General features: G+C 63.1%; 25 protein-coding genes. 14 read left to right on the forward strand and 11 right to left on the reverse strand.

All coding sequences use genetic code 11. The features are described from left to right. Positions 1-97 precede the first annotated feature (97 nt). A complete protein-coding gene (locus ANTHELSMS3_RS04440; protein ID WP_094033820.1) occupies positions 98-595 on the forward strand; it encodes an SH3 domain-containing protein in 498 nt (165 codons plus the stop codon). A gap of 173 nt (positions 596-768) precedes the next feature. Here the strand turns inward: ANTHELSMS3_RS04440 and ANTHELSMS3_RS04445 are convergent, their stop codons facing one another. Continuing rightward, entirely contained in the window at positions 769-1,845 is a 1,077-nt protein-coding gene (locus ANTHELSMS3_RS04445; RefSeq protein WP_094033821.1) for a Hint domain-containing protein, read from the reverse strand. A gap of 251 nt (positions 1,846-2,096) precedes the next feature. Further along, on the reverse strand, positions 2,097-3,416 hold the full coding sequence (locus tag ANTHELSMS3_RS04450) for a UDP-glucose dehydrogenase family protein (protein ID WP_094033822.1): 1,320 nt from the start codon (positions 3,414-3,416) through the stop codon (positions 2,097-2,099). A gap of 160 nt (positions 3,417-3,576) precedes the next feature. Between ANTHELSMS3_RS04450 and ANTHELSMS3_RS04455 the strand changes: the two genes are divergently transcribed. The 3 genes from ANTHELSMS3_RS04455 to kdsA are packed head-to-tail and all read left to right on the forward strand — an operon-like array spanning position 3,577 to position 6,133. Further along, entirely contained in the window at positions 3,577-4,530 is a 954-nt protein-coding gene (locus tag ANTHELSMS3_RS04455; RefSeq protein WP_198319878.1) for a KpsF/GutQ family sugar-phosphate isomerase, read from the forward strand. Next, positions 4,527-5,315 carry a 3-deoxy-manno-octulosonate cytidylyltransferase gene (locus tag ANTHELSMS3_RS04460; RefSeq protein WP_094033823.1) on the forward strand — a complete coding sequence of 263 codons (789 nt, stop codon included), beginning with the start codon at positions 4,527-4,529 and terminating at the stop codon, positions 5,313-5,315. Before ANTHELSMS3_RS04455 ends, ANTHELSMS3_RS04460 begins: the two co-directional genes overlap by 4 nt. After that, positions 5,312-6,133 (forward strand): 3-deoxy-8-phosphooctulonate synthase, encoded by an 822-nt coding sequence (kdsA, locus tag ANTHELSMS3_RS04465; RefSeq protein WP_094033824.1) that lies wholly within the window; start codon positions 5,312-5,314, stop codon positions 6,131-6,133. Before ANTHELSMS3_RS04460 ends, kdsA begins: the two co-directional genes overlap by 4 nt. Positions 6,134-6,215: 82 nt before the next feature. Here kdsA and ANTHELSMS3_RS04470 read toward each other — a convergent pair whose 3' ends face one another. Beyond that, positions 6,216-7,616, reverse strand: a complete 1,401-nt coding sequence (locus tag ANTHELSMS3_RS04470) for a phosphomannomutase (RefSeq protein ID WP_094033825.1) — start codon at positions 7,614-7,616, stop codon at positions 6,216-6,218. 123 nt (positions 7,617-7,739) lie between these two features. Between ANTHELSMS3_RS04470 and ANTHELSMS3_RS04475 the strand changes: the two genes are divergently transcribed. After that, positions 7,740-8,318 (forward strand): rhodanese-like domain-containing protein, encoded by a 579-nt coding sequence (locus tag ANTHELSMS3_RS04475; protein ID WP_094033826.1) that lies wholly within the window; start codon positions 7,740-7,742, stop codon positions 8,316-8,318. Here ANTHELSMS3_RS04475 and ANTHELSMS3_RS04480 read toward each other — a convergent pair. Further along, positions 8,315-9,256: a quinoprotein relay system zinc metallohydrolase 1 gene (locus tag ANTHELSMS3_RS04480; RefSeq protein WP_094033827.1), complete on the reverse strand. Its 942-nt coding sequence runs from the start codon at positions 9,254-9,256 to the stop codon at positions 8,315-8,317. The genes ANTHELSMS3_RS04475 and ANTHELSMS3_RS04480 overlap by 4 nt on opposite strands. Beyond that, the gene (locus tag ANTHELSMS3_RS04485; protein WP_094033828.1) at positions 9,256-10,041 is read right to left on the reverse strand and encodes a quinoprotein dehydrogenase-associated SoxYZ-like carrier; all 786 of its coding nucleotides are present in this window, start codon (positions 10,039-10,041) and stop codon (positions 9,256-9,258) included. Before ANTHELSMS3_RS04485 ends, ANTHELSMS3_RS04480 begins: the two co-directional genes overlap by 1 nt. Before the next feature lie 178 nt (positions 10,042-10,219). On the opposite strand from ANTHELSMS3_RS04485, the gene ANTHELSMS3_RS04490 reads away from it, so the two are divergent. Further along, positions 10,220-12,304, forward strand: coding sequence for a 4Fe-4S binding protein (locus tag ANTHELSMS3_RS04490; RefSeq protein WP_094033829.1), 2,085 nt, complete (start codon positions 10,220-10,222; stop codon positions 12,302-12,304). Then, the gene (locus ANTHELSMS3_RS04495) at positions 12,301-13,185 is read left to right on the forward strand and encodes an FAD:protein FMN transferase (RefSeq protein ID WP_254694844.1); all 885 of its coding nucleotides are present in this window, start codon (positions 12,301-12,303) and stop codon (positions 13,183-13,185) included. Before ANTHELSMS3_RS04490 ends, ANTHELSMS3_RS04495 begins: the two co-directional genes overlap by 4 nt. A 97-nt stretch (positions 13,186-13,282) precedes the next feature. On the opposite strand, the gene ANTHELSMS3_RS04500 is transcribed toward ANTHELSMS3_RS04495, so the two are convergent. The 6 genes from ANTHELSMS3_RS04500 to pedF all read right to left on the reverse strand — a co-directional run bounded on the left by ANTHELSMS3_RS04500 (position 13,283) and on the right by pedF (position 19,294). After that, the gene (locus tag ANTHELSMS3_RS04500) at positions 13,283-14,074 is read right to left on the reverse strand and encodes an FAD binding domain-containing protein (protein WP_094033831.1); all 792 of its coding nucleotides are present in this window, start codon (positions 14,072-14,074) and stop codon (positions 13,283-13,285) included. 54 nt (positions 14,075-14,128) lie between these two features. Continuing rightward, positions 14,129-16,498: a xanthine dehydrogenase family protein molybdopterin-binding subunit gene (locus ANTHELSMS3_RS04505; RefSeq protein ID WP_094033832.1), complete on the reverse strand. Its 2,370-nt coding sequence runs from the start codon at positions 16,496-16,498 to the stop codon at positions 14,129-14,131. A gap of 84 nt (positions 16,499-16,582) precedes the next feature. Further along, positions 16,583-17,068, reverse strand: a complete 486-nt coding sequence (locus ANTHELSMS3_RS04510; RefSeq protein WP_094033833.1) for a (2Fe-2S)-binding protein — start codon at positions 17,066-17,068, stop codon at positions 16,583-16,585. Between the two features lie 50 nt (positions 17,069-17,118). Then, on the reverse strand, positions 17,119-17,643 hold the full coding sequence (locus tag ANTHELSMS3_RS04515) for a CoxG family protein (RefSeq protein ID WP_094033834.1): 525 nt from the start codon (positions 17,641-17,643) through the stop codon (positions 17,119-17,121). Between the two features lie 59 nt (positions 17,644-17,702). Further along, the gene (locus tag ANTHELSMS3_RS04520; protein WP_094033835.1) at positions 17,703-18,608 is read right to left on the reverse strand and encodes a substrate-binding periplasmic protein; all 906 of its coding nucleotides are present in this window, start codon (positions 18,606-18,608) and stop codon (positions 17,703-17,705) included. A gap of 2 nt (positions 18,609-18,610) precedes the next feature. Beyond that, positions 18,611-19,294, reverse strand: a complete 684-nt coding sequence (gene pedF, locus ANTHELSMS3_RS04525) for a cytochrome c-550 PedF (RefSeq protein WP_094033836.1) — start codon at positions 19,292-19,294, stop codon at positions 18,611-18,613. Positions 19,295-19,453: 159 nt separating this feature from the next. Here pedF and ANTHELSMS3_RS04530 point away from each other — a divergent pair, with 159 nt between their 5' ends. The 7 genes from ANTHELSMS3_RS04530 (at position 19,454) to ANTHELSMS3_RS04565 (ending at position 26,029) form a co-directional block, all read left to right on the forward strand. Beyond that, positions 19,454-20,614 (forward strand): ABC transporter substrate-binding protein, encoded by a 1,161-nt coding sequence (locus ANTHELSMS3_RS04530; RefSeq protein WP_094033837.1) that lies wholly within the window; start codon positions 19,454-19,456, stop codon positions 20,612-20,614. Between the two features lie 9 nt (positions 20,615-20,623). After that, positions 20,624-21,610 carry a YVTN family beta-propeller repeat protein gene (locus tag ANTHELSMS3_RS04535; protein WP_094033838.1) on the forward strand — a complete coding sequence of 329 codons (987 nt, stop codon included), beginning with the start codon at positions 20,624-20,626 and terminating at the stop codon, positions 21,608-21,610. Positions 21,611-21,765: 155 nt separating this feature from the next. Beyond that, on the forward strand, positions 21,766-22,167 hold the full coding sequence (locus ANTHELSMS3_RS04540; RefSeq protein WP_094033839.1) for a c-type cytochrome: 402 nt from the start codon (positions 21,766-21,768) through the stop codon (positions 22,165-22,167). Between the two features lie 344 nt (positions 22,168-22,511). Further along, entirely contained in the window at positions 22,512-24,281 is a 1,770-nt protein-coding gene (locus ANTHELSMS3_RS04550) for a PQQ-dependent methanol/ethanol family dehydrogenase (protein ID WP_094033841.1), read from the forward strand. Positions 24,282-24,410: 129 nt separating this feature from the next. Next, complete coding sequence (locus ANTHELSMS3_RS04555; protein WP_094033842.1) at positions 24,411-24,698, forward strand: ArsR/SmtB family transcription factor; 288 nt, start codon at positions 24,411-24,413, stop codon at positions 24,696-24,698. Next, positions 24,695-25,753: a permease gene (locus ANTHELSMS3_RS04560; protein WP_094033843.1), complete on the forward strand. Its 1,059-nt coding sequence runs from the start codon at positions 24,695-24,697 to the stop codon at positions 25,751-25,753. The genes ANTHELSMS3_RS04555 and ANTHELSMS3_RS04560 overlap by 4 nt, the downstream gene beginning before the upstream one ends. Positions 25,754-25,792: 39 nt before the next feature. Then, positions 25,793-26,029, forward strand: a complete 237-nt coding sequence (locus ANTHELSMS3_RS04565; RefSeq protein ID WP_094033844.1) for a thioredoxin family protein — start codon at positions 25,793-25,795, stop codon at positions 26,027-26,029. Positions 26,030-26,038: the final 9 nt, after the last annotated feature.

Genomic DNA, 26,038 nt, shown 5'->3' on the forward strand with positions numbered 1-26,038 from the left:
CCCAAACTTCCCCATCGGGGCACTTGGGCGGTAGACTGCGTCAGGACAGGACGGGGCGCAAGAACCCCGCCGGAAAAACTGAGCAGGATCAGAGACCATGTTCAAGAAAGCGATCGCCATGGCGATGGCGCTTGGCCTGTTTGCCGCGCCTTTGGCCTCGGCGCAGGACAAGGGGCCAGAGACAAACCTGCCTTTGCCGCGGTTTGTGTCGTTGAAGGCGTCCGAGGGCAACGTGCGGCGCGGGCCGTCGCTGACGCATCGGATCGACTGGGTGTACAAGCGGCGGTCGATGCCGCTGGAGATCACCGCCGAGCATGGCCATTGGCGGCGCGTGCGGGACCGCGACGGGGCCGGGGGATGGGTGCATTATTCGCTGCTGTCGGGGTCGAGGACGGTCATCATCGAGCAGGACATGTTGAGCCTGTATCAGCGCGAAGATCCGGACAGTCCGGTGGTGGCGCGGCTGGAATTGGGGGTGATCGCGCGGCTGGGCGATTGCGGTCCGGATTGGTGCAAACTGACGGCAAAGGGCTACAAGGGATGGGCCGACAAGACCGCATTGTGGGGGGTCAAACCGGACGAGATCCGCGAGTGATTTTGGGGCTGTCCACGCGTGGACAACAACCCGCCCAAATGATTTCAATGGCTTGCAGAGGCGTTTTTATAGTTTGTTAGGGAACGGGTAGGCCGGAACGAGCCTGGACCCACCCCAACCATAGGCCCCGGATCAGGTCCGGGACGGGGATGTCATGGAACACCCGTTTTCGCTCATGCCGCCTCGTGCATCAGGATTGCAGCCTCGGACGCGGACAGGTTGCGCCGCGCGTAGGCACCGTAGGATTGCGGGTTGCCTGCCACGCCGGGCAGGGTTTGCAGCAGGCGCGTGCGGTCGGCGCTGTCCATCGAGGACAGCGCGGCGTTGGCGGGATGAAAGCTCTCGGTTTCGACGCCATCGGCAAACAGCACCTCGTGCCGGGGCAGCAGGAGATGCACATAGGTCACCTCTTTGATGTCCATGTCCTGCACGATGCCCTGCCCGTCCACCAGATCGCGCGCGGCGACCAGCACCTCTGGCGTGTTGAACAAGGCCCGCGCCGCAGCGCCGCGCACCACCATGCGATGCTCTGGCGAGACAAGGATGTCGCAATTGGGCTGATCCAGCCCCAGCGCCCCGGCGCGCAGGCGGATCGGGCGCAGCGAGGGCATGGCAAACAGCCGCGCGCCCGACATGCGCCGGCTGCCAATCCAGCAAACAGGCTGTGCGCCGCTGTCTTTGGTCTGCACCAGATCCCCCTCACGCAGAAGACCCACAGGCATCGACCCGGTGGGAGTGAGGATTCGGGTGCGCGGCGTGAAACAGATCACCGCCCCACCGGGATCGAAGGGCATTTCCAGCGGTTCGACCGTACGAGCGTGGTGAACCACCCAGAGATCGACCGCAGAGGGCGGCACCTCATCCAGGAACATCAGCAAAGGCGGCACATGTCGTCCAACCGGGATCAGGGTCACGGTGTACCCCTTGCGCCCATCAGTCACGACAAAACAGGAATCGCCATGCCGGGGGTCGCCGTCGTCCACGACGTCAGATGATCGTCCGGGCGTGTCGCGTTCCAGCGCCGCGCCCACAAGACGCCGCACCATGCGCGCCGCGCGCGGACGAATGTTTGCGTCGCCACTCTCATCGCCCAGTTGCAATACCGACGCGGGCCCATCCACCCGAACCGGCTCTCCGGTCCAGGACCACGCGGCCCCGACCTTAAGCGCCGGAAGAGGCGCGTCCTGCACCCCGTCGATTTCCGTCTGTGCCCACGAGATGACGAACGTGCCACGATAGCCCGTTGCCATATCTGTTTGCCTGCCTCAGTCTTTTTTTATTAACAATTAGGCTACAGCGCCGCTGGCGTATCTCAAAGCGGAACCCGGCATGGGGGTTGACCTTCCGCAAGGAAAACCCGTGCTTATGTGGCCGGAAAGCAACGACTTCTTACCCAAAAGGTTAGTCCAGAGGGCGGTTGATGGGCACAACGCCGTCCCGTCAGACGCAAAACGCCGCCCCGAAGGGCGGCGTCTGGATCGGCGGGGCGCGTTGCCCAACCTTAGCTGGTCAGGCCGACACGACCGATGCTTTCATAGGCGGTAAAGCCTGCTGCCGCCGCATCCGATGCCGCGTAGATGTTGCGCAGGTCGGCCAGTTTGGCCTGCGCCATGGACCCGGCAAGGCGCGACAGGTCCAGCGCGCGGAATTCGTTCCATTCGGTCAGGATCACCAGCAGATCGGCACCCTTGGCGGCGGCATAGGGGTCCTCCTCCCATGTCACGCCGGGCAGCAAATGCTCACCTTCGCGGCGGCCTTGCGGATCGACAACGCGGACCTTTGCCCCGCCACCCACCAACGCAGGCACGATGGTCAGCGACGGCGCGTCGCGCATGTCATCGGTGTTGGGTTTGAAGGTGACGCCCAGCACGGCGACCGTCTGGCCGTTGAAGCCGCCGTCACACAGATCGGCCAGCTTGTCGATCATGCGGCGCTTGACGTCCTCATTGACCTTGATGACCGTCTCGACAATCGAGATGGGGGCCGCGTGTTCCTGACCGATGCGGGCCAGTGCCATGGTGTCCTTGGGGAAACACGACCCGCCATAGCCGGGACCGGCATGCAGGAACTTGTTCCCGATGCGGCCATCCATGCCCATGCCCTTGGAGACGGATTTCACATCCGCGCCGACCTTTTCGCACAGGGCGGCGATCTCATTGATAAAGGTGATCTTGGTCGCCAGAAACGCGTTGGCCGCGTATTTGATCATCTCCGCCGATTCCAGATCGGTGGTGACAATCGGGAAATCGCGCAAGTACAGCGGGCGGTAGATATCCGCCATCACCTGCTTTGCGCGGTCGCTTTCGACGCCGACAACCACACGGTCCGGTTTCATAAAGTCGTCGATGGCCGCGCCTTCGCGCAGGAACTCCGGGTTCGACGCGACGTCGAAGTCAAGGCCGGGGACAGCGGCGGAGATCACCTCTTTGACCTTGCGGTTGGTGCCGACGGGCACTGTCGATTTGGTCACGACAACCATATAGCCGGTCGCCGCCTTGGCGATTTCCTCAGCCGCAGCCATGACATAGGTCAGGTCCGCATGGCCGTCACCGCGCCGGGTGGGGGTGCCCACGGCGATGAACACCGCATCCGCGCCGTCGATGGCGGTCTTGAGGTCCAGCGTGAAACTCAGGCGGCCTGCCTCGACGTTCTTGTGCATCAGCACGTCAAGGCCGGGCTCGTAAATCGGCACCTCGCCGCGTTCCAACATTTCTATCTTGCGGGGGTCTTTGTCCACGCAGACAACTTTGTGTCCAAAATCCGAAAAACAAACTCCGGAAACGAGGCCGACATAGCCCGTTCCGATCATGGCAATTTTCATGGTAGCGATCCCTCGACCGGTCTATATGGCGACGACATGCGGCGGTGAGGGGGCAAATGTCAACTTGCGCATGCCGCGTCGCGGCAAACTGTTGCGCGATTGGACAAGGTCCGGCAGAGGCGCTAAAGCACGCAGGCTGACAACAGCCGAGCAGACAATCATGACAGACAGCCCTTCCCGGGTCGCCCGCACCGTCCTAGCCACCGAAAGCGCCGCATTGGCGCGGCTGGGCGATGAACTTCCCGACAGTTTTGACGCCGTCGTTGCCCGGCTGTTGCAGGTGCAGGGGCGCGTGATCGTGTCCGGCATGGGCAAATCCGGCCATGTGGCCAACAAGATCGCCGCCACCTTTGCGTCGACCGGCACGCCTGCGCAGGGCGTCCATCCGGGAGAGGCGAGCCATGGCGATCTGGGCATGATCACGCCGTCGGACGCGGTGATCCTGATTTCGAACTCTGGCGAGACGCGGGAACTGGCCGATATGATCGCCCATTGCGCGCGGTTCTCGATTCCGCTGGTGGCGATGACCAAGGGGGCGGACAGCACCCTGTCACGGGCGGCGGATTTTGTCCTGCTGATGCCCGACGCGCCAGAGGCCTGTGCCATCGGCATGGCGCCGACCACCTCGACGACGATGGCGATGGCGCTGGGGGATGCGTTGGCGGTGGCGATGATGCAGAGCCGGGGGTTCGACCGCTCCAGTTTCGCGGCCTTCCATCCCGGCGGGACTTTGGGGGCGCAACTGCTGCATGTCTCTGCCGTCATGCACCGGGGTGAGGAACTGCCACTCGTGCAAGAGGACACGCCGATGTCCGAATGCCTGCTGGTGATGAGCCAGAAGGGGTTCGGCGTGGCCGCGCTGGTCGATGAGGGTGAGCGGCTGATGGGCATCATCACCGACGGCGATTTGCGCCGCAACATGGAGGGGCTGATGGACCGCCGTGCGGGGCAGGTTGCCACGCGTGGACCGCTGGTCACCGCCCCCGACACCCTGCTGATCGAGGCGCTTGGCATCATGAACACGACGAAACGCACGGTCCTGCTGGTGACCGACGGTGACCGGCTGGTTGGCCTGCTGCACATCCACGACGCGCTGCGGGCGGGTGTGGCATGAGCGCGGTCATCTTCATCCCCGCGCGCTATGCCTCGACCCGGTATCCGGGCAAGCCGCTGGTCGAACTGACGGGCGCGACGGGTGAGGCGAAATCGCTGATCCAGCGCAGCTGGGAGGCGGCGAAGGCGGTCAAGGGGGCCGACGCGGTCTATGTGCTGACCGACGACAGCCGTATCGCCGAGGCGGCGCGCGGCTTTGGCGCGGATGTGCTGATGACGTCGGAACACGCGCGCAACGGCACCGAACGCTGTGCCGAGGGCGTTGCGCAACTGCAGCACACCCCCGACTGCGTGGTGAACCTGCAAGGGGACGCGCCGCTGACGCCCGCGTGGTTCGTCGAGGCGCTGATTGAACGGATGGCCGACCCGGCGGTGCGGATGGCCACGCCGATCCTGCGCTGTGATGCCGAGACGCTGACCAATTTCGTGACCGACCGCCAGAACGGCCGCGTTGGCGGCACCACCGCCGTCGCCCGCGCCGATGGCACTGCGCTATATTTCTCCAAGGAAGTGCTGCCCTTCGTCGGATCGCTGGAGACCCCGCCCGAGGTCTGGCACCACGTCGGCGTCTATGCCTATCGCCCCGAGGCGCTGGAGGCCTATATGTCATGGCCCGAGGGGCCGCTGGAAAAGGCCGAGGGGCTGGAACAGCTGCGGTTCCTCGAAAACGGCGTGCCGGTGACCTGTGTTCCGGTCGAGGGCAAAGGCCGGGTATTCTGGGAACTCAACAACCCTGTGGACGTGGCGCGCATCGAAGGCGTGCTGGCAAAGGAAGGCATCGCATGACGGACGTTTCAATCGGGGACTATACCGTCTCCAACGCCGCCCCTTTCACCCTGATCGCCGGTCCCTGCCAAATCGAGACGCTGGATCACGCGCGGATGCTGGCCGAACGGATCGCGGCGGCAGCAGAGGCCGCAGGCGTGAACTGGATCTTCAAGGCCAGCTACGACAAGGCCAACCGCTCATCCCTGTCGGGCAAGCGCGGTATCGGCATGGAAGAGGGGCTGCGCGTCCTATCGACTATCCGGTCAGAATTCGGGGTTCCGGTGCTGACCGATGTGCACGCGCCCGACCAATGCGCCACTGTCGCCTCTGCCGTGGACGTGCTGCAAATCCCGGCCTTTCTGTCGCGGCAGACCGACCTGCTGCTGGCAGCCGGCGAAACCGGGGCCGCGATCAACGTCAAGAAGGGGCAGTTCCTGGCCCCTTGGGACATGGCCAATGTCGCGGCCAAGATCGCCTCGACCGGGAACGAAAAGATCATGCTCTGTGAGCGCGGCACTTCGTTTGGCTATAACATGCTGGTGTCGGACATGCGGTCGCTGCCGATCATGGGCGAGACCGGCTATCCGGTGGTCTTCGACGCAACCCATTCGGTGCAATTGCCCGGCGGACAGGGAACATCCTCTGGCGGGCAGCGCCAGTTTGTCGAACCGCTGGCCCGCGCCGCGCTGGCCGTGGGCTGCGCCGCTGTGTTTATCGAGACGCACGAAGACCCGGACAACGCGCCCAGCGACGGGCCGAACATGGTGCCGGTCGATGATCTGGCGCGCTTGTTGAAGGGTTTGGCGGCGGTGGATGCGCTGACCAAGGCGGGCTGATCGCAGCGACGCCCGGTTGATTGGGGTATTTTGACAGAGAAGAAGCCGCAGGGAGTGCTCCTTGCGGCTTTGTTCGTTTTTATCAGGCGCTGAGCGTTGCGCCCAGTTTGCCAAGGTAGGTGTCTACCAGTGCGGTGGCGGTGTCCCGCGATCCGGCCTCTGCATAGCAGCGAAATTCTGGCGCGTTGCCCGAGGGGCGCAGGTGGACCACGTCGCCATTGGCGAAGGTCACGCGCAGCCCGTCGGTTGTGTCCAGCGCGGATTCCGGGCCGGTCGCGGCGAAGAAGGCCGCGCGGGCGGCGGCATCCTCGGTCAGTTTAGCGATGAACGCCTTGGAGGTTTCCGTGGCAATTCCCTGAATGCGGTCGGCGGCGGTAAAGCGGGGCGGCAGCGCGTCCAGCAGGGCCGACAGCGGCTGACCGGCGGCGCGGGCGGCAACCAGCGGGGCGAGGTTCGGCAGCAGGCAGTCGCGGGTCATCAGCGGCGCGAGCTTTCCGGTGGGTGCTTGGGCGGCAAAGCCCAGCAGGAAGCCGCCGTTTGCCTCATACCCCACGACGCGGGCGGCGGGATCGGCCTGCAACGCATCCTCCATCGCAGCGATCACAAAGGGAGAGCCGATTTTGGTGCGGGTGATTTGCGCAAAGTCAAAGACACCCTCGGCGTCGATCATGGTGTTGGAGGAGACGGGCGTGCAGATCACCTTGGCCCCCAGTGAGGCAGCGGTCACTGCGCCCAGAACGTCGCCCGGTACGACGCGCTGCGCATCGTCCACCAGCATCGGGCGGTCGGCGTCGCCGTCGGTCGAGATCAGCACTTGCAGGTCGTGTTCGGCGAACCATCCAGCGAAGAGTTTCTTGGTGTCCGGGTCGAGCGCCTCTGTATCCACCGGGATGAATTTGTCTGAGCGGGCGATGGCGATGGCGGTGCCGCTCAGCGCCTGAACCACGTCGATCATGATGTCGCGCGCGACGGAACTGTGTTGGTAGACGCCAACGCGAAGCCCTTGCAGGGCCTCGGTTCCGTAGGCGTCCGTGTAGCGGGCAACATAGGCGGCGCGCGCGTCGGCCTGTGTCAGGCTGCCTTGTTCGGCGTCGGGGGCGGTTTGGCCGAGGGCCCTGTTGATGAGCGCCTCATCCTCTTTGGAGATCTCGCCGGTGGGGACGTAGAATTTCAGCCCGTTGCGGTCAGCAGGAATGTGGCTGCCGGTGACCATGACCGCCGCCGCGCCCGCGTTCAGCGAGGACAGCGCCAGCGCGGGTGTCGGGACCGCGCCGCAGTCCACCGCTTTGAGGCCCGCCGCGCGGATGGCGTCGATCACCCAGCCTGCGATCTGCGGCGACGAGGGGCGCAGGTCGCGGCCCACATGCACCGCGCCGCCGTGGGGGCAGGCGCTGAGAAAGGCGGTGACGTAGTCGTGCACCAGCGGTTCGGTCAGTTCCACGACGAGGCCGCGCAGGCCGCTTGTTCCGAATTTGGGGGCCATTCTGTAATCCCTGTCCTTGAAATACGTTGCGTGCCGATGCCCGCGCGCGGTTCTTTTCCCGAGTCTCGCCCGCAAAGGCAAGGGCGGGTTCCGCTGCGCGGCCTTGCGGCCTAGTCTGTGGCCATGAAACGCGCATTTGCCCTGATCCTGTGTCTGTCTACCGCGCCATTGGCGGCGGCCCCTTATGCCGAGCATCAAGAGGCGCGGCCGGATCTGTTTGACCCCGCGACGGGGTATCGCGTTGGGCGGCAGAGGGCGCCGACGCCTGACGACATTCCCGCGCCTGCGGTTCTGGTATCGCCGGTCGAGGCGCGCGACCTGCTGGCGGCGGGGGCCGTGGCGCTGGATGTCTTTGGCGCACAGCAGTCGCGGTTCGATGAGTTGGATGGCACCTGGCTGGTGTCGCAACAGCGGCTGAGCCTGCCCGGCGCGATCTGGCTGCCCGAGGTGGGGCGCGGGCAGTTGAGCGCGGTCATGCAGCGCTATCTGGCAGAGGGGCTGACGCAGGCGACGGGCGGCGACATGGCGCGGCCCTTGGTGGTGTACTGTGTCGCCGATTGCTGGATGAGTTGGAACGCCGCGCAGAGGATCGCAGCGATGGGGTATGCGCGTGTGCACTGGTTCCGGCTGGGCACGGACGGGTGGCTGGACATGGGCGGGGTGCTGGAGCCGGTCGATCCGGTGCCGGTCAACGTCGACTAGTTGCCGCGCGGCAGCTCTTCCAGTTCGATCCCCGGGAACAGGTGGGTGACAGAGCGCTGATACTCTTGCGGCTGCGCGCCCATGGTGGCGAACCGCTCTGGCAGGGGGGTGTCCATCAGTTCGACCATGTCCAGACCGGACTGGGCGCCGTCGCGCAGCGCGGTGTCGAGCCAGCGCAGGTAGTCGCGGGTCTGGGTGATCGCCGCCCCGGTCGGGTCGGCGGGGCCGTGGCCAGGAAGGATCAGCGCCGGTTTCTGCGCGTCCAGCGCATCCAGTGATGCGATCCAGCGCGGCAAGTCGGCGCTGGGTGTGGTCGGCGCGCGGTTGTGGAACACAAGGTCGCCCGCGATCAGAGTGCCTGTCCGGCGGTCCAGCAGGGCAAGATCCGCCGCCGTGTGTCCGCCCAGCGGAAGAGCGAGGAAATCGCGGCCGTCCAGACGGATATCGCCGCCCGCGATCACATCCGTTGGTGGCACCACCTCTGTGCCGCGCATCCAGTCGCCCAGAATACGATACATGTTGTCGGCAAAGCCTTCGCCCTCTGCCAGCGCGGCCTGTCGCGTCTCGCCCAGCGCAAGGATCGGCGTCCCGGCAAAGACCTGATTGCCAAAGAAATGGTCGGGGTGATGGTGGGTGTTTACCACGGTCGAGATGCCGCGAATGTCCAGACTGCGGGCGAGAGTCACCAGCGCCTCGCCATAGCGGCGCGATGATCCGGTATCGATCAGAATCAGCCCGCTGTCGCCCTTGATCAGGGTGATGTTCACAATCGCGCCGCCGTTCTGCATCGAGAAGTGGTCGGTTGCGCCTTCGACCATCCAGATACCATCGGCCAGCGGCTTGGCGACCAGATCATAGGACAGACGGGCCTGTGCAAAGGCGCGCGGGGCCAGCGGCAGAGCGGCCAGCGCGCCCAGAATCGTGCGACGTGTCAGCATCAGTTCAGGTCACCTTCGCTCAGAACGCCGCGGATGCGGTTGCCGTTGTTGTCGCGCCCGACCACCTTGACCGAGGCGGGCAGTGCGCCCTTGGCAAAGTAAAAGGTAAAGGCCGGGTCCTCATTCACCGGCTCTGCCAGTTCCAGCCGCGCCAGTTGCGTGCCGTCATCCCGTTGCAAGGACAGATCCTGAATGATGAACACCGGGATGCCATCGGCCAATCCGGTGTCCATCGGGTGATCCACGATCAGGCGGGCGCGCCCGGCGGCGGACCAAAGCCGCCCGTGTACCTCACCCAGTTTCTCTTCCCAATCGTCGTTGGCATAGGCGTGGGCAGGCGCAGTGCACCCACCGCCCGCCGCGTCGATATAGATTGAACCGACATGCCATGCGCCGGAGTGCGTCTCGACGCTGGCGCGGATGGCGGTGGCCTGATCAATCTTGAACCGCAGCGACAGCTTGGCGTCGGCCTGATCGGGGTAATAGGTCAGGATGTGCGGGATCGGGCCGTAATCGGCACTGACCACGATACGTTTGACGTCCGGGATCGCCGTGGCGTCGACCAGCAGGGGGACATTCAGGCTATCCTCGGCCGAGGCGGGCGCACGCAACACCACGCGATCGTCAAAGCGGATGTCGGCGGGATCACCCAAAAGCCCCTTCTGGTGATAATCCCACATGCCCGACTGCATCGGATCGCTCAGCGGGGTCTGTGGATCGTCCAGCGCGATAGCCGCCCCCGCAAAGAGACCCAGCAGCGCAACCAGCGTTGTGCGAAGAAACATGGCGGACCCTCCCCGTCGTGCCAGATTTGGGGGGCAGGCTAACACGGGGGTCGCGCCGTTTCACCGCGCCTATAGTCGTAGATCCCTGCGCCGCACCCTAGGCTGTGGTCCGTCGCCGCCGCCCATTGGACCAAGGTCGCATTTGGGCAGGTTGCGGGCGCGTCATAGGCTGCGCCTCATGCGATATGTCCTTGTTCTGCTGGCGTCCTGCCTGATCCATTTTGCGGGCCTTGCGCAGGCCGAGACGCTGAGCCGCGACGCCTTGGCAGAGCGGGTTATTCCGCCTTTCATTCTGGGCGAACCGGTGAACGACAAAGGCGTCTGGACGCTGGAGAATGCGGGCGGGATCACCGCAGGCTATATTTTTGAAACCGAACCGCTGGCCCCCCTGCCCGGCTTTTCCGGCGCGCCGATCAACGCCTTGGTGTTGCTGGACCTTGAGGGGCGGTTCATGGATGTCCAACTGGTCAGCCATAACGAGCCGATCTTTGTGTCCGGCCTTGGGCAGGCGGCGTTTGAGGCGTTCTTTACCCAGTATCGGGGCCATTCCATCGCCGCGCCGATGGTGGTGGGCACGCCCTATGGCGACAGCGGCGGCACCGGCGCGTTGGTCTATCTGGACGGTGTGACCAAGGCGACCGCCAGCGTGCGGATCGCGCATGAATCGATTCTGGCCGCGACCTTGCAGGTGGCGCGGGAAAAGATGCAGGGCGTATCCGCCGGCCCGCCCGCCTATCCCGATCCTGCGGTGGATGAAGCCCTGACATGGGACGATCTGGTGGCGCAGGGGCTGGCGACCCGGCACCGTGTGACCAACGCCCAGATCGAGGCAGAATTTGCCGGAACGCTGTGGGAAGATGACGACCCGGCGGCCAAGGAAGACCCTGAAGGGGCCTATCTGGATCTGTGGATTGTCGATCTTGGCCCGCCGTCGATTGCGCGGGCGGTGCTGGACGGGCCGTCCTTTGCCGAGGTGCAGGAGTTCCTGACCATTTCGACCTTTGATGAGCCGATCCCGTTGATCGAGGCGGGGCGGCACGGGTTGATCACAGAGGATTTCGTGCGCAACACCTCGCCCGATCTGCTGACAGCCGAACAGTTTGGCCTGCCGATTGCGTTGCGGGACAGCGATCTGCTGTTTTCCTTGCGCGACGACCTGCCAGAGGCGGTGCGGGACGGGAAGGCGATGATCCTGCGCACCGACAGGCGGCTGGGGTTTGACCCGACAGAACCCTGGACGCTGCATGTGGAGGCGGTGCGCAAGCACGGCTCTTTCATGCCGCAGGTGGGCAGCGTCGCGCTGTCATCCACGCAGGCCACCGACGCCCGGTTTTTTGCCCGCGCCGAGGCACCGCGCGCCCTGCCGCCGTGGCGGGCAGCGCTGCGCGAACGGCAAACTGACCTGATTGTGCTGGGCCTTGGTCTGGCGGGGCTGTTGTCGGTGCTGTTCTGGCGGCAGTCGGCGCTGGCCGGTCTGCGGTATTTTACGCCTGTGCGGCTGGCGGTGCTGGCGGTCATGACGGGGTTTGTGGGCTGGTGGGGACAGGGGCAACTGTCCATCGTCACGGTGATCGGGGTGATCCGCACGGCGTGGGAGGGCGGCAGCTATGCCTTTCTGCTGTATGATCCGTTTTCGCTGCTGGTCTGGGGCGCGGCGATTGTCGGCTTTGTCGTCTGGGGGCGGGCGCTGTTCTGCGGCTGGCTGTGTCCCTTTGGTGCCATGCAAGAGTTTGCGCATCATCTGGGGCGGTTGCTGCGCCTGCCGCAGGTGACGGTGTCGGCAAGGTGGGATGCGCGGTTGAAGCTGGTGAAATACGGCGTGTTGGCGGGGCTGGTGGGGCTGGCCTTTGTCGCGCCGGGCGCGTTGGACAAGGCGGCAGAGGTGGAGCCGTTCAAGACCGCCGTCACCACGTTCTTTGTCCGTGAATGGTACTATGTCGCCTATGCGGTGGGGCTGTTGCTGCTGTCGGCGGTGCTGTTCAAAGGGTTCTGCCGCTACATCTGCCCGCTCGGGGCGCTGATGGCGCTGGGCGGGCTGTTGCGCGGGCGCGACTGGATCGCGCGGCGGGCAGAGTGCGGCAGCCCCTGCCAGCTTTGCTCTGTGCGCTGCAAGTATCAGGCGATCCCGAAGGCGGGCCCGAAAACCGGCAAGATCGACTATGGCGAGTGCTTTGGCTGCCTGGATTGCGTCACGATCCACGACGATCCGGCACAATGCGTGCCGCTGGTTTTGAAGACACGCGAACGGAGGCGGGCAGCATGAAGCGACGGCGTTTCCTGACTCTCTCCGCCGCTTTCGCGAGCGCGCCCAGCCTAAGCCGGGCCGCACCCTATCGCGGAACATGGACGGGTCAAGCCATGGGGGCCGATGTCAGTGTGACGCTGAAAGGCCCAAGACAATTGGTGCAGCGCACGTTGACGACAATCCCAGCACATCTGGACGATATGGAGCGTGCTTTTAGCCTGTATCGGTCCGACTCCGCGCTTTCGCGCCTTAACCGCAACGGATTCCTCAGGTCACCTGCCGACCTGCGGGGCATTCTGGACGATATCGACGCCGCATACGCGCTGACAGACGGATTGTTCGATCCGACAGTTCAACCACTGTGGAGAGCGTTGGCAGACGGGCGTGACACGGCCGAAGCCCGCAAATTGATTGGGTGGCGCGGGGTCATCAATAGTCAGACCGACGGGATTCGCCTGCGGGCTGGTCAGAAACTCACACTGAACGGAATCGCGCAGGGATTTGCGACAGATTTTGTGCGTGGTCACCTCAAGGCCGCAGGGTTTGACCATGCGCTGATCGACATTGGCGAACAGGCGGCGTTGGGAGGCCCCTTCACGCTAGGACTGTCCGATCCGGAACAGGGGATCGTGAGCACGTTGGCCCTGAGTGACCGTGCGATTGCAAGCTCTAGCCCCGCCGCGCTGCGACTAGGAGACCAATGGCACATCCTTGCCCCGGACGGGCGGCCACCGCTTTGGTCTACGGTCAGCATAGAGGCCGCAAGCGCGACTTGGGCGGATGCGCTGTCCACGGCCGCGGTGTTCATGGATCTTAACCGGCTTCGCAGGTTGAAACGGGAGGCCGGACTGAACCGGATCACCGCAGTCGATGCGGAGGGCAATCTGCGGACGGTCTAGGGCGCCTGCCCCCGACGCTTATTCCAGACAGAAGAAACGCCAGAGACGAAAAGACCCCCGGCGATACCGGGGGTCTTTGAGGTCACGCAAAGGCGGCTCAGCTAGCCGCGGCGACCGCGCGTTTGGTCATCACGCCGACAAGATGGGCGCGGTAGGCGCCGGTGCCGTGCAGGTCGGAGATCATGTCGTCGCCCGACAGCGACAGACCGGCCACCGCATCGGGAGAGAAGTTGGACGACAGCGCGGCCTCTGCCTCGGTCCAGCGGAAGACGCCGTTTTCGGACGCTCCTGTCACCGCAACGCGCACGCCGTCGGCGTATTTCGCCACAAAGACAGCCGTCAGCGCGAAACGCGAGGCGGGCTGTTCGAACTTGGCGTAGCCTGCGACCTCTGGCACCGGGAAGCGGACCGAGGTGATGATTTCACCCTCTTCCAGAGCGGTGGTGAACATGCCCTGAAAGAAATCGTCTGCCGCGATTTCGCGGTTGTTGGTCACGATCGTCGCGCCCGAACCCAGCGCCGCCGCCGGGTAGCAGGCCGACGGGTCGTTGTTGGCAATGCTGCCGCCGATGGTGCCGCGATTGCGGACCGCCGGATCGCCGATGCCGCCGGCCAGTTTCGCCAGACCGGGGTAGATCGAGGCCGCCTCTGCCGCGACGGTAGCGTGGGTGGTGCCGCCACCGATGGCAAGGTCACCGCTGTCTTCGCGGCAAACGCCCTTCATGTCCGCGATGCCGGTCAGGCTGACCAGAACCGAGGGGCTGGCCAGACGCTGTTTCAGCGTCGGGATCAGGGTTTGACCACCGGACAGCGCCTGAGCGTCTTCCTGTCCAAGGGCCGAAACCGCGTCGGCCACACTGGTGGGCCGGACCATATCGAATGAATACATTTCTTGTCCTCCTGTTGAGTTCCCCCGGCCCTGTTGTCAGGCCGGGGGCAGGCATTATCCGTTGATCGCTGCCCAAACGCGCGAAGGCGAAACCGGCATGTCGATATGGGCTACGTTATGACCGCCGGAATTCAGCGCGTCGAGCACTGCGTTCACAACTGTCGGAGGCGAGCCGATGGCACCGGCCTCACCGCAGCCCTTCACACCCAGCGGGTTGTGCGTGCACGGTGTCTGGCACGAATGGTCCACCTGATAGTTCGACATCTGCGGCAGATCGTCGGCGCGCGGCATGGCGTAGTCCATGTAGGACGCGCTGAGCAACTGGCCGTTTTCATCGTAGGAGCAGTTTTCCAACAGCGCCTGACCGATGCCCTGAGCGATACCACCATGGACCTGACCTTCGACGATCATCGGGTTGATGACGTTGCCGAAGTCGTCCGCAGACACGAATTTTGCAATCGTGACCTTGCCGGTTTCCGGGTCAACCTCGACCTCGCAGGCATAGGCACCAGCGGGGTAGGTGAAGTTGGCCGGATCGTAAAAGGCGGTTTCCTCAAGGCCGGGTTCGATGTCCTCAAGCGGGTAGTTGTGCGGCACATAGGCAGCAAGGGTCACATCCCCCCAAGCCACGGATTTATCCGTACCGGCAACGCTGAACTGACCGTCTTTCAGTTCGATATCCGCCTCGGACGCCTCAAGCAGGTGACCGGCGATCTTCTTGGCCTTATTGATGATCTTTTCGGTCGCACGCACCATGGCCGATCCGCAAACCGCCAGCGAGCGTGAGCCATAGGTGCCCATGCCGAAGGGGATCTTGGAGGTGTCGCCATGCACGATATCGATCATCGATTCGTCGATGCCCAGCATTTCCGCAACCACCTGCGGGAACACCGTTTCGTGGCCCTGACCGTGGCTGTGTGCGCCGACCATGACACTGATCGACCCGGTCGCATTCACCCGCACGGTGGCGGCGTCATACAGACCGGCGCGCGCGCCCAACTGACCCACAAGGTTCGACGGCGCGATGCCACAAGCCTCGATGAAGCAGTTGATGCCCAAACCGCGCAGCATGCCCTTGGATTCAGATTCGGCGCGGCGGGCGGGGAAGCCTGCGACGTCGATCATCTCTTCCATCTTGTCCATCGTCGCGACGTAGTCGCCGGTGTCGTATTCGACGGCAACCGGGGTCGCATAGGGGAAGGAAGTGATGAAGTTCTGGCGGCGCAGCTTGATCGGGTCTGCGCCCAGTTCGCGCGCGGCCTTGTCGATCAGGCGTTCCAGCGAATAGGTCGCTTCGGGGCGGCCCGCTCCACGGTAGGCGTCCACCGGCACGGTGTTGGTAAAGACGGCCTTTACGTTCACCTGCACCGCCGGCGTGCGGTAGTTGCCGGCCATCAGCGTGCCGTGCAGCCATGTCGGCGTACACGAGGCGAAGGTCGACAGATAGGCACCCATATTGGCATAGGTGTTGGTGCGCACAGCGGTAAAGTTGTTGTCTGCGTCCAACGCCAGTTCGATCTTGGTCACATGGTCACGACCATGGGCGTCCGACATGAACGCCTCTGACCGGGAGGCAGTCCATTTGACGGCGCGGTTGATCTGACGCGACGCGAAGGTGCAGAAGGCCTCTTCGGCGTAGTGAAAGATCTTGGTGCCGAAACCGCCGCCCACGTCCGGGGCCACAACGCGCAGCTTGTGCTCTGGGATGCCAAGGACAAAGGCGCCCATCAGCAGCCGGATCACATGCGGGTTCTGCGAGGTGGTGTACAGCGTGCTTTCGTCATTGGCACGGTTGTAGTCGCCGACCGCAACGCGCGGTTCCATCGGGTTGGCGACCAGACGGTTGTTCACCAGTTCCAGCGTCGTCACATGCGCCGCGTCGGCAAATGCCTTGTCGGTGGTTTCGGTGTCGGTGCCGAACTGCCAATCATAGCACAGGTTGTCGGACAAATCGTCATGCACCAAGGGGCTGTCAGCCTGCAACGCGCGCGGCATGTCGACAACGGCGGGCAGTTCCTCGATGTCCAGCTCGATCGCCTCGGCGGCATCGCGCGCCTGTTCCAGCGAGTCAGCGACAACGGCGCAAATCGGGTCGCCAACGTGACGGACCTTGCCCTGAGCCAGAACCGGGTGGGCCGGTTCCTTCATCGGGTCGCCGTTCTTGTCGGTGATCTGCCAGCCGCAGGGCAGGCCGCCCACGCCCTCAAAATCCGCACCGGTGAAGATGCGCACAACACCGGGCATGTCAGCGGCCGCCGCCGTGTCGATGTTGTTGATCTTGCCGTGCGCCATATCGGAGCGCAGGAAATACACGTACGCTTGGCCGTGTACGTTGATGTCGTCGGTATAATTACCGGCACCAGTCAGAAAGCGAACGTCTTCACGCCGCTTCGGGCTTGCGCCAATGCCATGATCTTTGGGCATGGGGTCTCCTCCCTAAAGTCGGTGGGCTGAAACCCACCCTACGGAATTGTCGTGGGCAGAACCTGAGTCCGCCCCCGTAACAGATCACTCTGCAGCGATGGCCGACACGTCCTGACCGGATGCTGCCAGGATCGCCTTGACGATGTTGTGGTAGCCGGTGCAGCGGCAGATGTTGCCTTCGAGGTAATCGCGCACCTCGGCCTCGGACGGCTTGGGGTTTTCCTTGAGCAGCGAGGCCGCTGCCATCACCATGCCGGGCGTGCAAAAGCCGCACTGCAGGCCGTGGTGGTCCTGAAACGCCTGCTGGATCACGTTCAACGTGCCGTCAGCAGCGGACTGGCCTTCGATGGTCGAGACCTCGGCGCCTTCGGCCTCGGCGGCGAACATGGTGCAGGCTTTGACCAGCGACCCGTTCACATGGATATTGCACGCGCCGCACTGTGAGGTGTCACAGCCCACATGGGTACCAGTCAGCCGCAGTTCATCGCGCAGGAAATCGGTCATCAGGGTGTTGCCCTTGACCGACTTGGTGACGGCTTTGCCGTTCACCTTCATCGTTACTTCTGCCATTGCTATCCTCCCTGGATAAATCTTGTCTGGGTCTATGGATCTTGCCGGTGTCAGCCCTTTACGAGGCGCTTGAACCAGCCTTTCTTGTGGTTGTCGTCGCCGTCGGGCGCGGCTTCGACTTCTTCGCCGTCGACCGGAGTCTCCAGCGCGTTCTGGAAATTGGTAAAGAACTGGTCGGCCATCTTCTTGGCAAAGCCGTCGATGATGCGGCTGCCCAGCTGCGCCAGCTTGCCGCCGACCTTGGCGTCAACCTCGTAGGTCAGCAGGGTGCCATTCTCAATTTCTTCAAGGTCGACCTTGGCGCCGCCCTTGGCGAAGCCGGCGGCACCGCCTTTGCCCTCACCGGACAGCGTGACCGAATTGGGCGCGTCCATCGCCGACATGGTCACTTGGCCCTTAAAGGTCGCCTTCACCGGGCCGACCTTTTGCACCACCGTGGCCTCAAAGCCCTCTTCGGCGGAGCCGGTCATCTCTGTACAGCCCGGCACACACGACTTGAGCACCTCAGGGTCGAGAATCGCCGCCCATACAACGTCCCGGGGGGCCGCGATCTCGCGGCTGTCTTTCATCTGCATCTCTCAACCCTCTTCGTTCTGCGGAACGCCATAGCGCCCCTTATCCTTGCCCGGCACACTCAACGCTCAGGCGGCGTGAAACTCAACCCGTAGCTTTCGAAAATAGCCGCGATACGGCCATCTGAAAGCGCAGCATAAATCGCGTCGTCCACCGCATAAGCCAATGGGCGATACCGGAAATTGACGCCCAGACCGATGGTCCAGTTTCCGACCGCAAACCCCGGAAGCGGCGGCTGATGTACGGCCAGATCATCAGTCAGACCATACTCCAGCTGCGCCTTCGGTCCCATGGCAGCCTTGACCTCACCCGCCGCCAGCGCAGCCATGACCTGTGTCATATCGGGAAAGCGTCGGATGTTATCCTTCAGTTGCCCGCCCGCAAGCGAGGTCAGGTAGAAATCTGCAATCGAATCGTTCTCGACTGCAACCGTATCGAACCGAAAATAGGCCGGAACGGGCTTTTCCTCGGGGTAGGCTGCCTTGTTATAGGCAATGGCGATCCCCTCTGTCTGATACTGGCCGGTAAAGACCACCTGTTCTACCCGGCAGGTGAAGGCGCTGTCATAGGGCACACGCAACATCACGTTCGACACCGCGCCACCCACAACCGGCCCCTGCCACAGGGTGTTGCGCAGATCGGCGTCCAGGTTTTCCCCCGCCGCTACCAGCTTGAACCGGGGAGCGACACCAAGATCCTCGGCGATCAGCTTGCCGATGTCGATGTCGATGCCGCGCGGCTGGCCGCCTTCCTCGAACGAATAGGGCGGGTAGTCGTCAAAGACCGCAAACTCGATCCAGCCCCGGTCCAGAATGACATCCAGTTCCTGACCAACGATGTCACGGCTGGCATTCTGCGGCTTGGGCTGCGGCACCCAGTCTTCGCAACGCGCAGTCGCCGTGGTCGCCAGCCCTGCCAACAGGCCCAGCGTCAAGACAACAGAACGGAAAGCACGCGCTGCGATCATGGTCAGTGCGCCGCCGACAAGCCGATGGTCAGCGCCTCTGCGGCCTTGCGATAGCCGTCAACGGTGCCATCCAGCACAATCACAGCCCGCGAGGCGGCACTGTCGGCAAAAGGCGCGCCGCTCAGCGTCTCGATGCTTTCGGCGAATTCGGTCAATTTGGCGGTCATGCCTTCGGGATCGGCCCCTTCGGGGTTTTCTGCCCAAGCGGCCAGCTGATCACGCAGCTCCTTCAACTCGGGTGTCAACTCGGCCATCTGCTCATCGTCCGGGCGCGCCTCGACATAGGTACGGATCGCCCAAGCCGCCTTTTGACCCAGCAACTCGCCAAAGGCGGGCATCTTGGTCACGCCGTTCTGGGTGTAGCCAGTGCGGAACCGCTCCATGAACCACTCATCGCCGTATTCCTCGGCCTCAAGAAACCGCAGGTCAGGGGCCAGCCCGCCCGAGATCACCTCAAGCCCGTGACAGCGGGCGCAGTTCTGGTTGTAGCCAGAGGCACCAATCTCGATCGCAGCCTGATAAATCTCTGGATCCATCGCGCGATAGGGATTTTCGATCAGCCATTCCTCGCCCACGTCCGGCAGCGCGTCCGTATTGACAGGCTGCGGGGCAACGTCCCCGTGCGACAGGGCCATGGTGGCACCCATCATCAGCGACAGGGTCAGGGCGGTTGTCTTGCGGGTCATGAAACTTCTCCTCCTCGGTACAGCTGTCACGTTGATAAAAGCGCCCCCTGCACAAGGGCTATTGGACCTAAGTCCAAATGCCTGCGGAACCACGACCAAGGTCTTATTCCGCCCATCCGGCGCGTGCCTATTTTGACGTCAATGGGAGGAATTTCACACATGTTTTTGCGCACAGCCTTGACGCTATGCCTGTCCGCGACGGTCGCAACCGCCGACGTTTCTGTCGAGATTCATTATCTTCGACAAGAGATCGAACAGCCGCCTGTCCTGTCCAACCTTGACCCGATCCCTGCGGATCTGGGGCTGCGGGGCGCGGAATTGGCGGTCACGGAAAATACCACCACGGGGCGGTTTCTGGGCCAGACCTACGCGATGGAGGTGACAACTGTGCCACCCGGCGGCGATCTGACCGCCGCCGCACGCAGCGCACTGGCGCACACGGACCTGATCGTGCTGGACGCCCCGGCAGAGGCGCTGCTGGCGGTTGCCGACCTGCCCGAGGCCGCAAACGCGCTGATCTTTAACGCCGCCGCACCGGACGACTCCCTGCGCGGTGCAGATTGCCGCGCCAACCTGCTGCACAGCCTGCCCAGCAACGCCATGCGCACCGACGCGCTGGCGCAATTTCTGGTCAAACGGCGTTGGGATGATCTGGCGTTGATCGAAGGCACCCATCCCGACGACATCGCCTTTGCCGATGCCCTGCGCACCAGCCTGACCAAGTTCGGTCTGCGCCTGAGATCGGAAAAGACATGGGCCTTTGACGCCGACATGCGCCGCACCGCCAGCCAGGAAGTGCCGCTGTTCACCCAGGGCCTGCGCGACCACGACATCCTGCTGATCGCCGATGAAATCCACGATTTCGGACGCTACATCGCCTACAACACATGGGAACCACGGCCCGTGGCCGGGTCCGAGGGGTTGGTGCCGGTGACCTGGTCGGACGTTGTTGAACAATGGGGCGCGGCGCAGTTGCAATCGCGCTTTGACAAACTTGCGGGCCGCCCGATGCGGTCACGCGACTACGCCGCTTGGGCGGCGGTGCGCAGCATCGGAGAGGCGGTCACCCGCACCAATTCCGGTGACACCGCCACCCTGCGCGCCTTCCTGCTTGGGCCCGACTTTGAACTGGCCGGTTTCAAGGGCCGCCCGATGTCCTACCGCAACTGGAACGGCCAACTACGCCAACCCATTCCGCTTGTCACCGACCGCGCGCTTGTGGCGCAGGCGCCGCTTGAGGGGTTCCTGCACCAAACCAGTGAGTTGGACACCCTTGGGCAGGATCGCCCCGATTCGGCCTGCACCGCCTTTTTAAACTGAGGATTCAGCATGCTTCTTCTTGGAAAACATACTCAAAAATCTATCCTCTCTGCTGGTCTTGCGGCCTGCCTTTTGGGCGGTCCCGCACAGGCCGAGGAAATCTGGATCTCCAACGAAAAGGACGACACGATCAGCGTGATCGACGTCGAGACGTTAGAGGTGATCCGCACCCTGCCCACCGGTGAACGCCCGCGCGGAATTGTTTTCAGCCATGACTACAGCGTGCTCTATATCTGCGCGTCGGACAGCGACACGGTGCAGGTCATGGACCCGGTCACCGGGGAGATCCTGCATGATCTGCCTTCGGGCGAGGATCCTGAACAGTTTGTCCTGCACCCGGATGACCGGCATCTCTACATTGCCAATGAGGACGACGCGATCACCACCGTTGTGGATGTCGTGAGCCGCACCGTTGTGGCCCAGATCGACGTCGGAATCGAACCCGAGGGGATGGCCGTTTCCCCAGACGGGAAATATGTGATCACCACGTCCGAGACGACCAACATGGCACATTGGATCGATACGCAGACTCAGGAACTCGTCGCCAACACGCTGGTCGATTCTCGTCCCCGCCATGCCGAATTTACCAAGAATGGCACCCAGCTTTGGGTGTCGGCGGAAATTGGCGGGACGCTGTCGGTCTTTGATGTCGAGACAAAGGCCAAGGAAGTTACCCTTGAATTTGCGATCAAGGGCGTCCACCCCGACCGCGTGCAGCCGGTCGGTTTTGAATTCACTGCGGACGAAAAGACGGCCTTTGTCGCCCTTGGCCCGGCCAACCATGTGGCGGTGGTCAATGCCGACACCTATGAGGTCGAAGATTACATCCTTGTCGGCCGCCGCGTCTGGCACATGGCATTCAACGCCGACAAGTCCCTTTTGTTCACCACCAACGGTGTTTCAGGCGATGTGACAGTGATCGACGTGGCCAAACGTGAGTCAATCAAGACCATCAAGGTTGGGCGTTTTCCCTGGGGAGCAGCCTTGCGGCCCTGAGTCAGTCTGGTGGCGGGCCTCACCCGTGCTGTTCGAAACGGACCGCGCTGCGCGTCGGGCCGGATACGACCAAAGCAGCGGATGGATTTTGCCCGCCAAACCCACAGGATCGCGGAACAGGACACCGGATTCGCGCGCCTCACGGGAGACCTGACATGAAACTGACCATCCTTGCAGCCGCCGCCCTTTTGGGCGGTCCGGCCTGTGCCGACACCTATGCGGATATCAAGATCTCCGCCGGAAAGGCCCTTTTCGACGCCGAATGCCGTCGCTGTCACGCGGTCGACGCCGACCACGCCTCATACGGCCCACCGCTTGAAAACGTGGTTGGCCGCGCGGCGGGCAGCTACGAAGGATACGACTATTCCATCGCGCTAGAGGCCAGCGGCATCGTCTGGACTCCGGCGGCCTTGCGGGCGTGGATGGAGGATAACGCCGGTTTCATGCCCGGCACCAAGATGCGGCATGTCGGCATCGATGACCGCACGGTGCAGGATTTCATCCTGTCATACCTCACTAGCATCACCATTCGGGACAACTCGGCGATTTCAAAGTGAGCCACGTTTTTCGATGACCGGGACGGGCAGCCAGCGGCTGCCCGGATTCCGCGTTCGTCGCGCATAAATCACCCCGACGACAGGCGACCACGCCGACAGATCAGCGCGAGATTCTGCATGGTCCTGCGTCACCGAAAGGCGGCTGTGAACCGCACCCAAACCACATGGGACCAAAGTCGCGAACCCTGCCATGCACCTGACTTTGCACGGAAATGCCGATTCATCGGCGGTCCTACGACCTTTGTGTAATACCTCTTACGGCGGCTTGGCTGAATACTACAGGAGGTGCCCGGGAGGGGTGCCATAGCATCCACGTCGCCCCGGCGATGAAGGGAGGAAAACTCATGAACCGATTCATTCTGGCAGCCACCGCCAGTATCCTGCTGACCGGTACCGCCGCCACAGCACAAGTCTCCGAGGCCGATCTGGCCGATGACCAGACGCTTACAGCCCAGATCACCACCAACGGCATGGGCCGCCACCTGCAACGCTATAGCCCGCTGGACACGCTGAACAAAGACAACGTCAAGTTCCTGCAAGCCGCGTGGGCGTTCAGCTTTGGCGGTGAAAAGCAACGCGGGCAAGAAGCTCAGCCGCTGATCTATGACGGTGTGATGTATATCACCGGGTCCTATTCGCGCATTTACGCAATCGACCTGATGACCGGGAAGGAACTGTGGCAGTACGATGCCCGCCTGCCCGAAGGAATTTTGCCCTGCTGTGACGTGGTCAACCGGGGCGCTGCGATCTACGGCGACATGGTGATCTTTGGCACGCTGGACGCGCGGCTCGTGGCGCTGAACAAGGACACAGGCGACGTTGTCTGGCGCGACAAGATCGCGGACTACAAGGCCGGGTATTCATACACCGCCGCGCCGTTGATCGTTGATGGCCTTGTCATCACCGGCAACTCTGGCGGCGAATTTGGTGTGGTCGGATCGGTGCAGGCCCGCAACGTCGAAAACGGCGATCTGGTCTGGGAGCGTCCGGTGATCGAGGGTCACATGGGCATGCTGAATGGCGAGCCTTCGACCATGACCGGTGAGCTGAACGCCACATGGCCGGGCGACATGTGGAAAACCGGCGGCGGGGCCACATGGCTGGGCGGGTCGTATGACGCGCGCACCGATACCCTGATCTTTGGGGCAGGCAACCCGGCGCCGTGGAACAGCCACCTTCGCGGTGCGGGCACGCCCTCTGAGGATGGCATGGGCGACAACCTGTACGCCGCCAGCCGCATCGGCATTGACCCCAAGACCGGCGAGATCAAGTGGCACTTTCAAACCACCCCGCGCGAAGGCTGGGACTATGACGGTGTGAACGAGGTCGTGGCCTTTGACGGGCCAGACGGTGAGGCGCTGCTGGCCACCGCAGACCGCAACGGCTTCTTCTACGTTCTGAACGCCGAAGACGGATCCTTTGTGAATGGCTATCCCTTCGTCAAGGACATCACCTGGGCCGAAGGTCTGGATGAGAATGGCCGCCCGATCTATGTCGAAGGCAACCGCCCCGGCGATCCGACTGCTGCGGCTGATGGCAAAAAGGGCGAGGTCGTGTTCTCGGCGCCGGGCTTCCTCGGCGGCAAGAACTGGATGCCGATGGCCTACAGCCAGAACACCGGCCTGTTCTATGTGCCCTCCAACGAATGGGGCATGGACATCTGGAACGAGCCGATCACCTACAAAAAAGGCGCGGCCTACCTTGGCTCGGGCTTTACCATCAAGCCGAACTACGAGGACCACATCGGGTCGCTCAAGGCGATCGACCCGGCCACCGGCGAATGGAAGTGGGAATTCAAGAACAACGCCCCGCTCTGGGCCGGCGTGATGACCACTGCAGGCGGCCTGGTGTTCACAGGCACGCCCGAGGGTGAGTTTATCGCGCTGGATGACGAGACCGGCGAGGTTCTGTGGTCCTTCCAGACCGGCTCTGGCATCGTTGGTCAGCCTGTGACCTGGGAAATGGAAGGCGAGCAGTACGTTTCGATCGCCTCTGGCTGGGGTGGTGCTGTGCCGCTGTGGGGTGGCGAAGTGGCCAAGAAGGTGAACTACCTCAATCAGGGTGGCACTGTCTGGACCTTCAAACTGCCCAAGCAGCTTGCCAGCATGAAGTGATCCTAGACGGATCGTGACAGACAAAGGGGCGTCCTGCGGGGCGCCCCTTTTTGTGACCGGGTTTATGTTCGGGCACGGCCGTTGACGTGGATCAACGCGCATATGCGCCACGGCGCATACTCTACCCTCATGCAGAAAATTCTTAACGCCCTTTGCGATTCGACCCGCCGCGCTGCGCTTGCCGTTCTTTGGGACGGCGGCGAACATTGCGTCTGTGAGCTGATGGCACGGCTCGACGCCAGCCAAAGTCGCATGTCCCGACATATGAAAGTGCTGCGCGAGGCCGGTCTGGTTATGGATCGGCGTGACGCGCAATGGGTGCGCTATCGGCGCAATCCCAGACTGTCCCCCGATATCATGGCCGTCATCACCGCTGTTTTGACCGCCGAACACAGACTTGAACAGGAAATGGCATGACCACCGAAACCCATGTAACCGCGCCGCATCACCAGCGGCCAGATTGGCTGTGGTATGTGGGAGTTGCCGTTGTCGGTACGCTGGGGTGGCTGATCTATGGCCAGTTGATTCCGATGTCGGAATGGGTGACTTCGCTGTTTCCAGTGGCGCGCGACAGCCACACCGGAGAGGCCATCGCTTTTTTCGTCTATGATGTCCCCAAGGTGCTGTTGCTGCTGACCGGGATCGTCTTTGTCACCGGTGTCTTGCGCAGTTGGTTCAGCCCGGAAAAGACCCGCGCCATCCTTGCCGGGAAGCGCCAGATCTGGGGCTATCCCTTGGCCGCGCTGCTGGGCGTGCTGACGCCGTTTTGTTCGTGCTCATCGGTGCCGCTGTTCATCGGTTTTGTATCGGCGGGCATTCCGCTGGGGGTCACGTTTGCCTTTCTCATCGCGGGACCGATGGTGGGTCCGGTGGGACTGGGCCTGCTGTATGGCCTTGTCGGTTGGCAGATTGCGACGATCTATCTGGTGTTTGGGTTCTCCATCGCCACCCTGTCGGGTTTTGTCTTGGGCAGGATGGGGCTGGAGAGGTATCTGCAGGACTGGGTGCGCGATCTGAATGCTGGCCCGACAGGCGATCTGCCTGAGACGCAGTTGACACTGGTCGACCGGCTAAGGATCGGGATCGAGCAGGTACGTGAGATCGTCGGCAAGGTCTGGATTTGGGTGTTGGTCGGCATTGGCATCGGCGCCGCCATCCACGGCTATGTCCCCGAAGAGATGATGCTACGCATCATGGGCGGTGAGGCGTGGTGGTCGGTTCCCGCCGCCGTGACCGTGGGCGTGCCGATGTACACCAATGCCGCAGGCGTCATTCCAATTGTCGAGGCTTTTCTGGGCAAGGGTGCGGCCCTTGGCACAACGCTGGCGTTCATGATGTCGGTGATCGCATTGAGCTTACCGGAAATGATCATCCTCAAACAGGTTCTGACGCTGCGTTTGATCGCGATCTTCATCGCCGTTGTCGCGACCGGAATCCTTGCCACCGGCTATTTGTTCAACTTTCTTCTGTGACCGACCCGGTCCCCTCACATCCCTGAAAGGAACCCGTTCATGAAAACCGTCAAGGTATTCGGCCCCGGCTGCAAACGCTGCGAAGCCACCGAGGCATTGGTCAAACAGGTCGCGTCGGACCTTGGTATCGCGGTCGAGATCGAAAAAGTCTCGGACCCGAAATCCATGGCCATGGCGGGCGTCATGTCGACCCCCGCCGTTTCGGTGGACGGTAAGATGGTGCATTCAGGCGGGCTGCCAGAGGCTGCACATCTGAAACAATGGCTATTAGCCTGACGCGTCGGG

Source organism: Antarctobacter heliothermus (assembly GCF_002237555.1).
Classification (GTDB): Bacteria; Pseudomonadota; Alphaproteobacteria; order Rhodobacterales; family Rhodobacteraceae; genus Antarctobacter; species Antarctobacter heliothermus_B.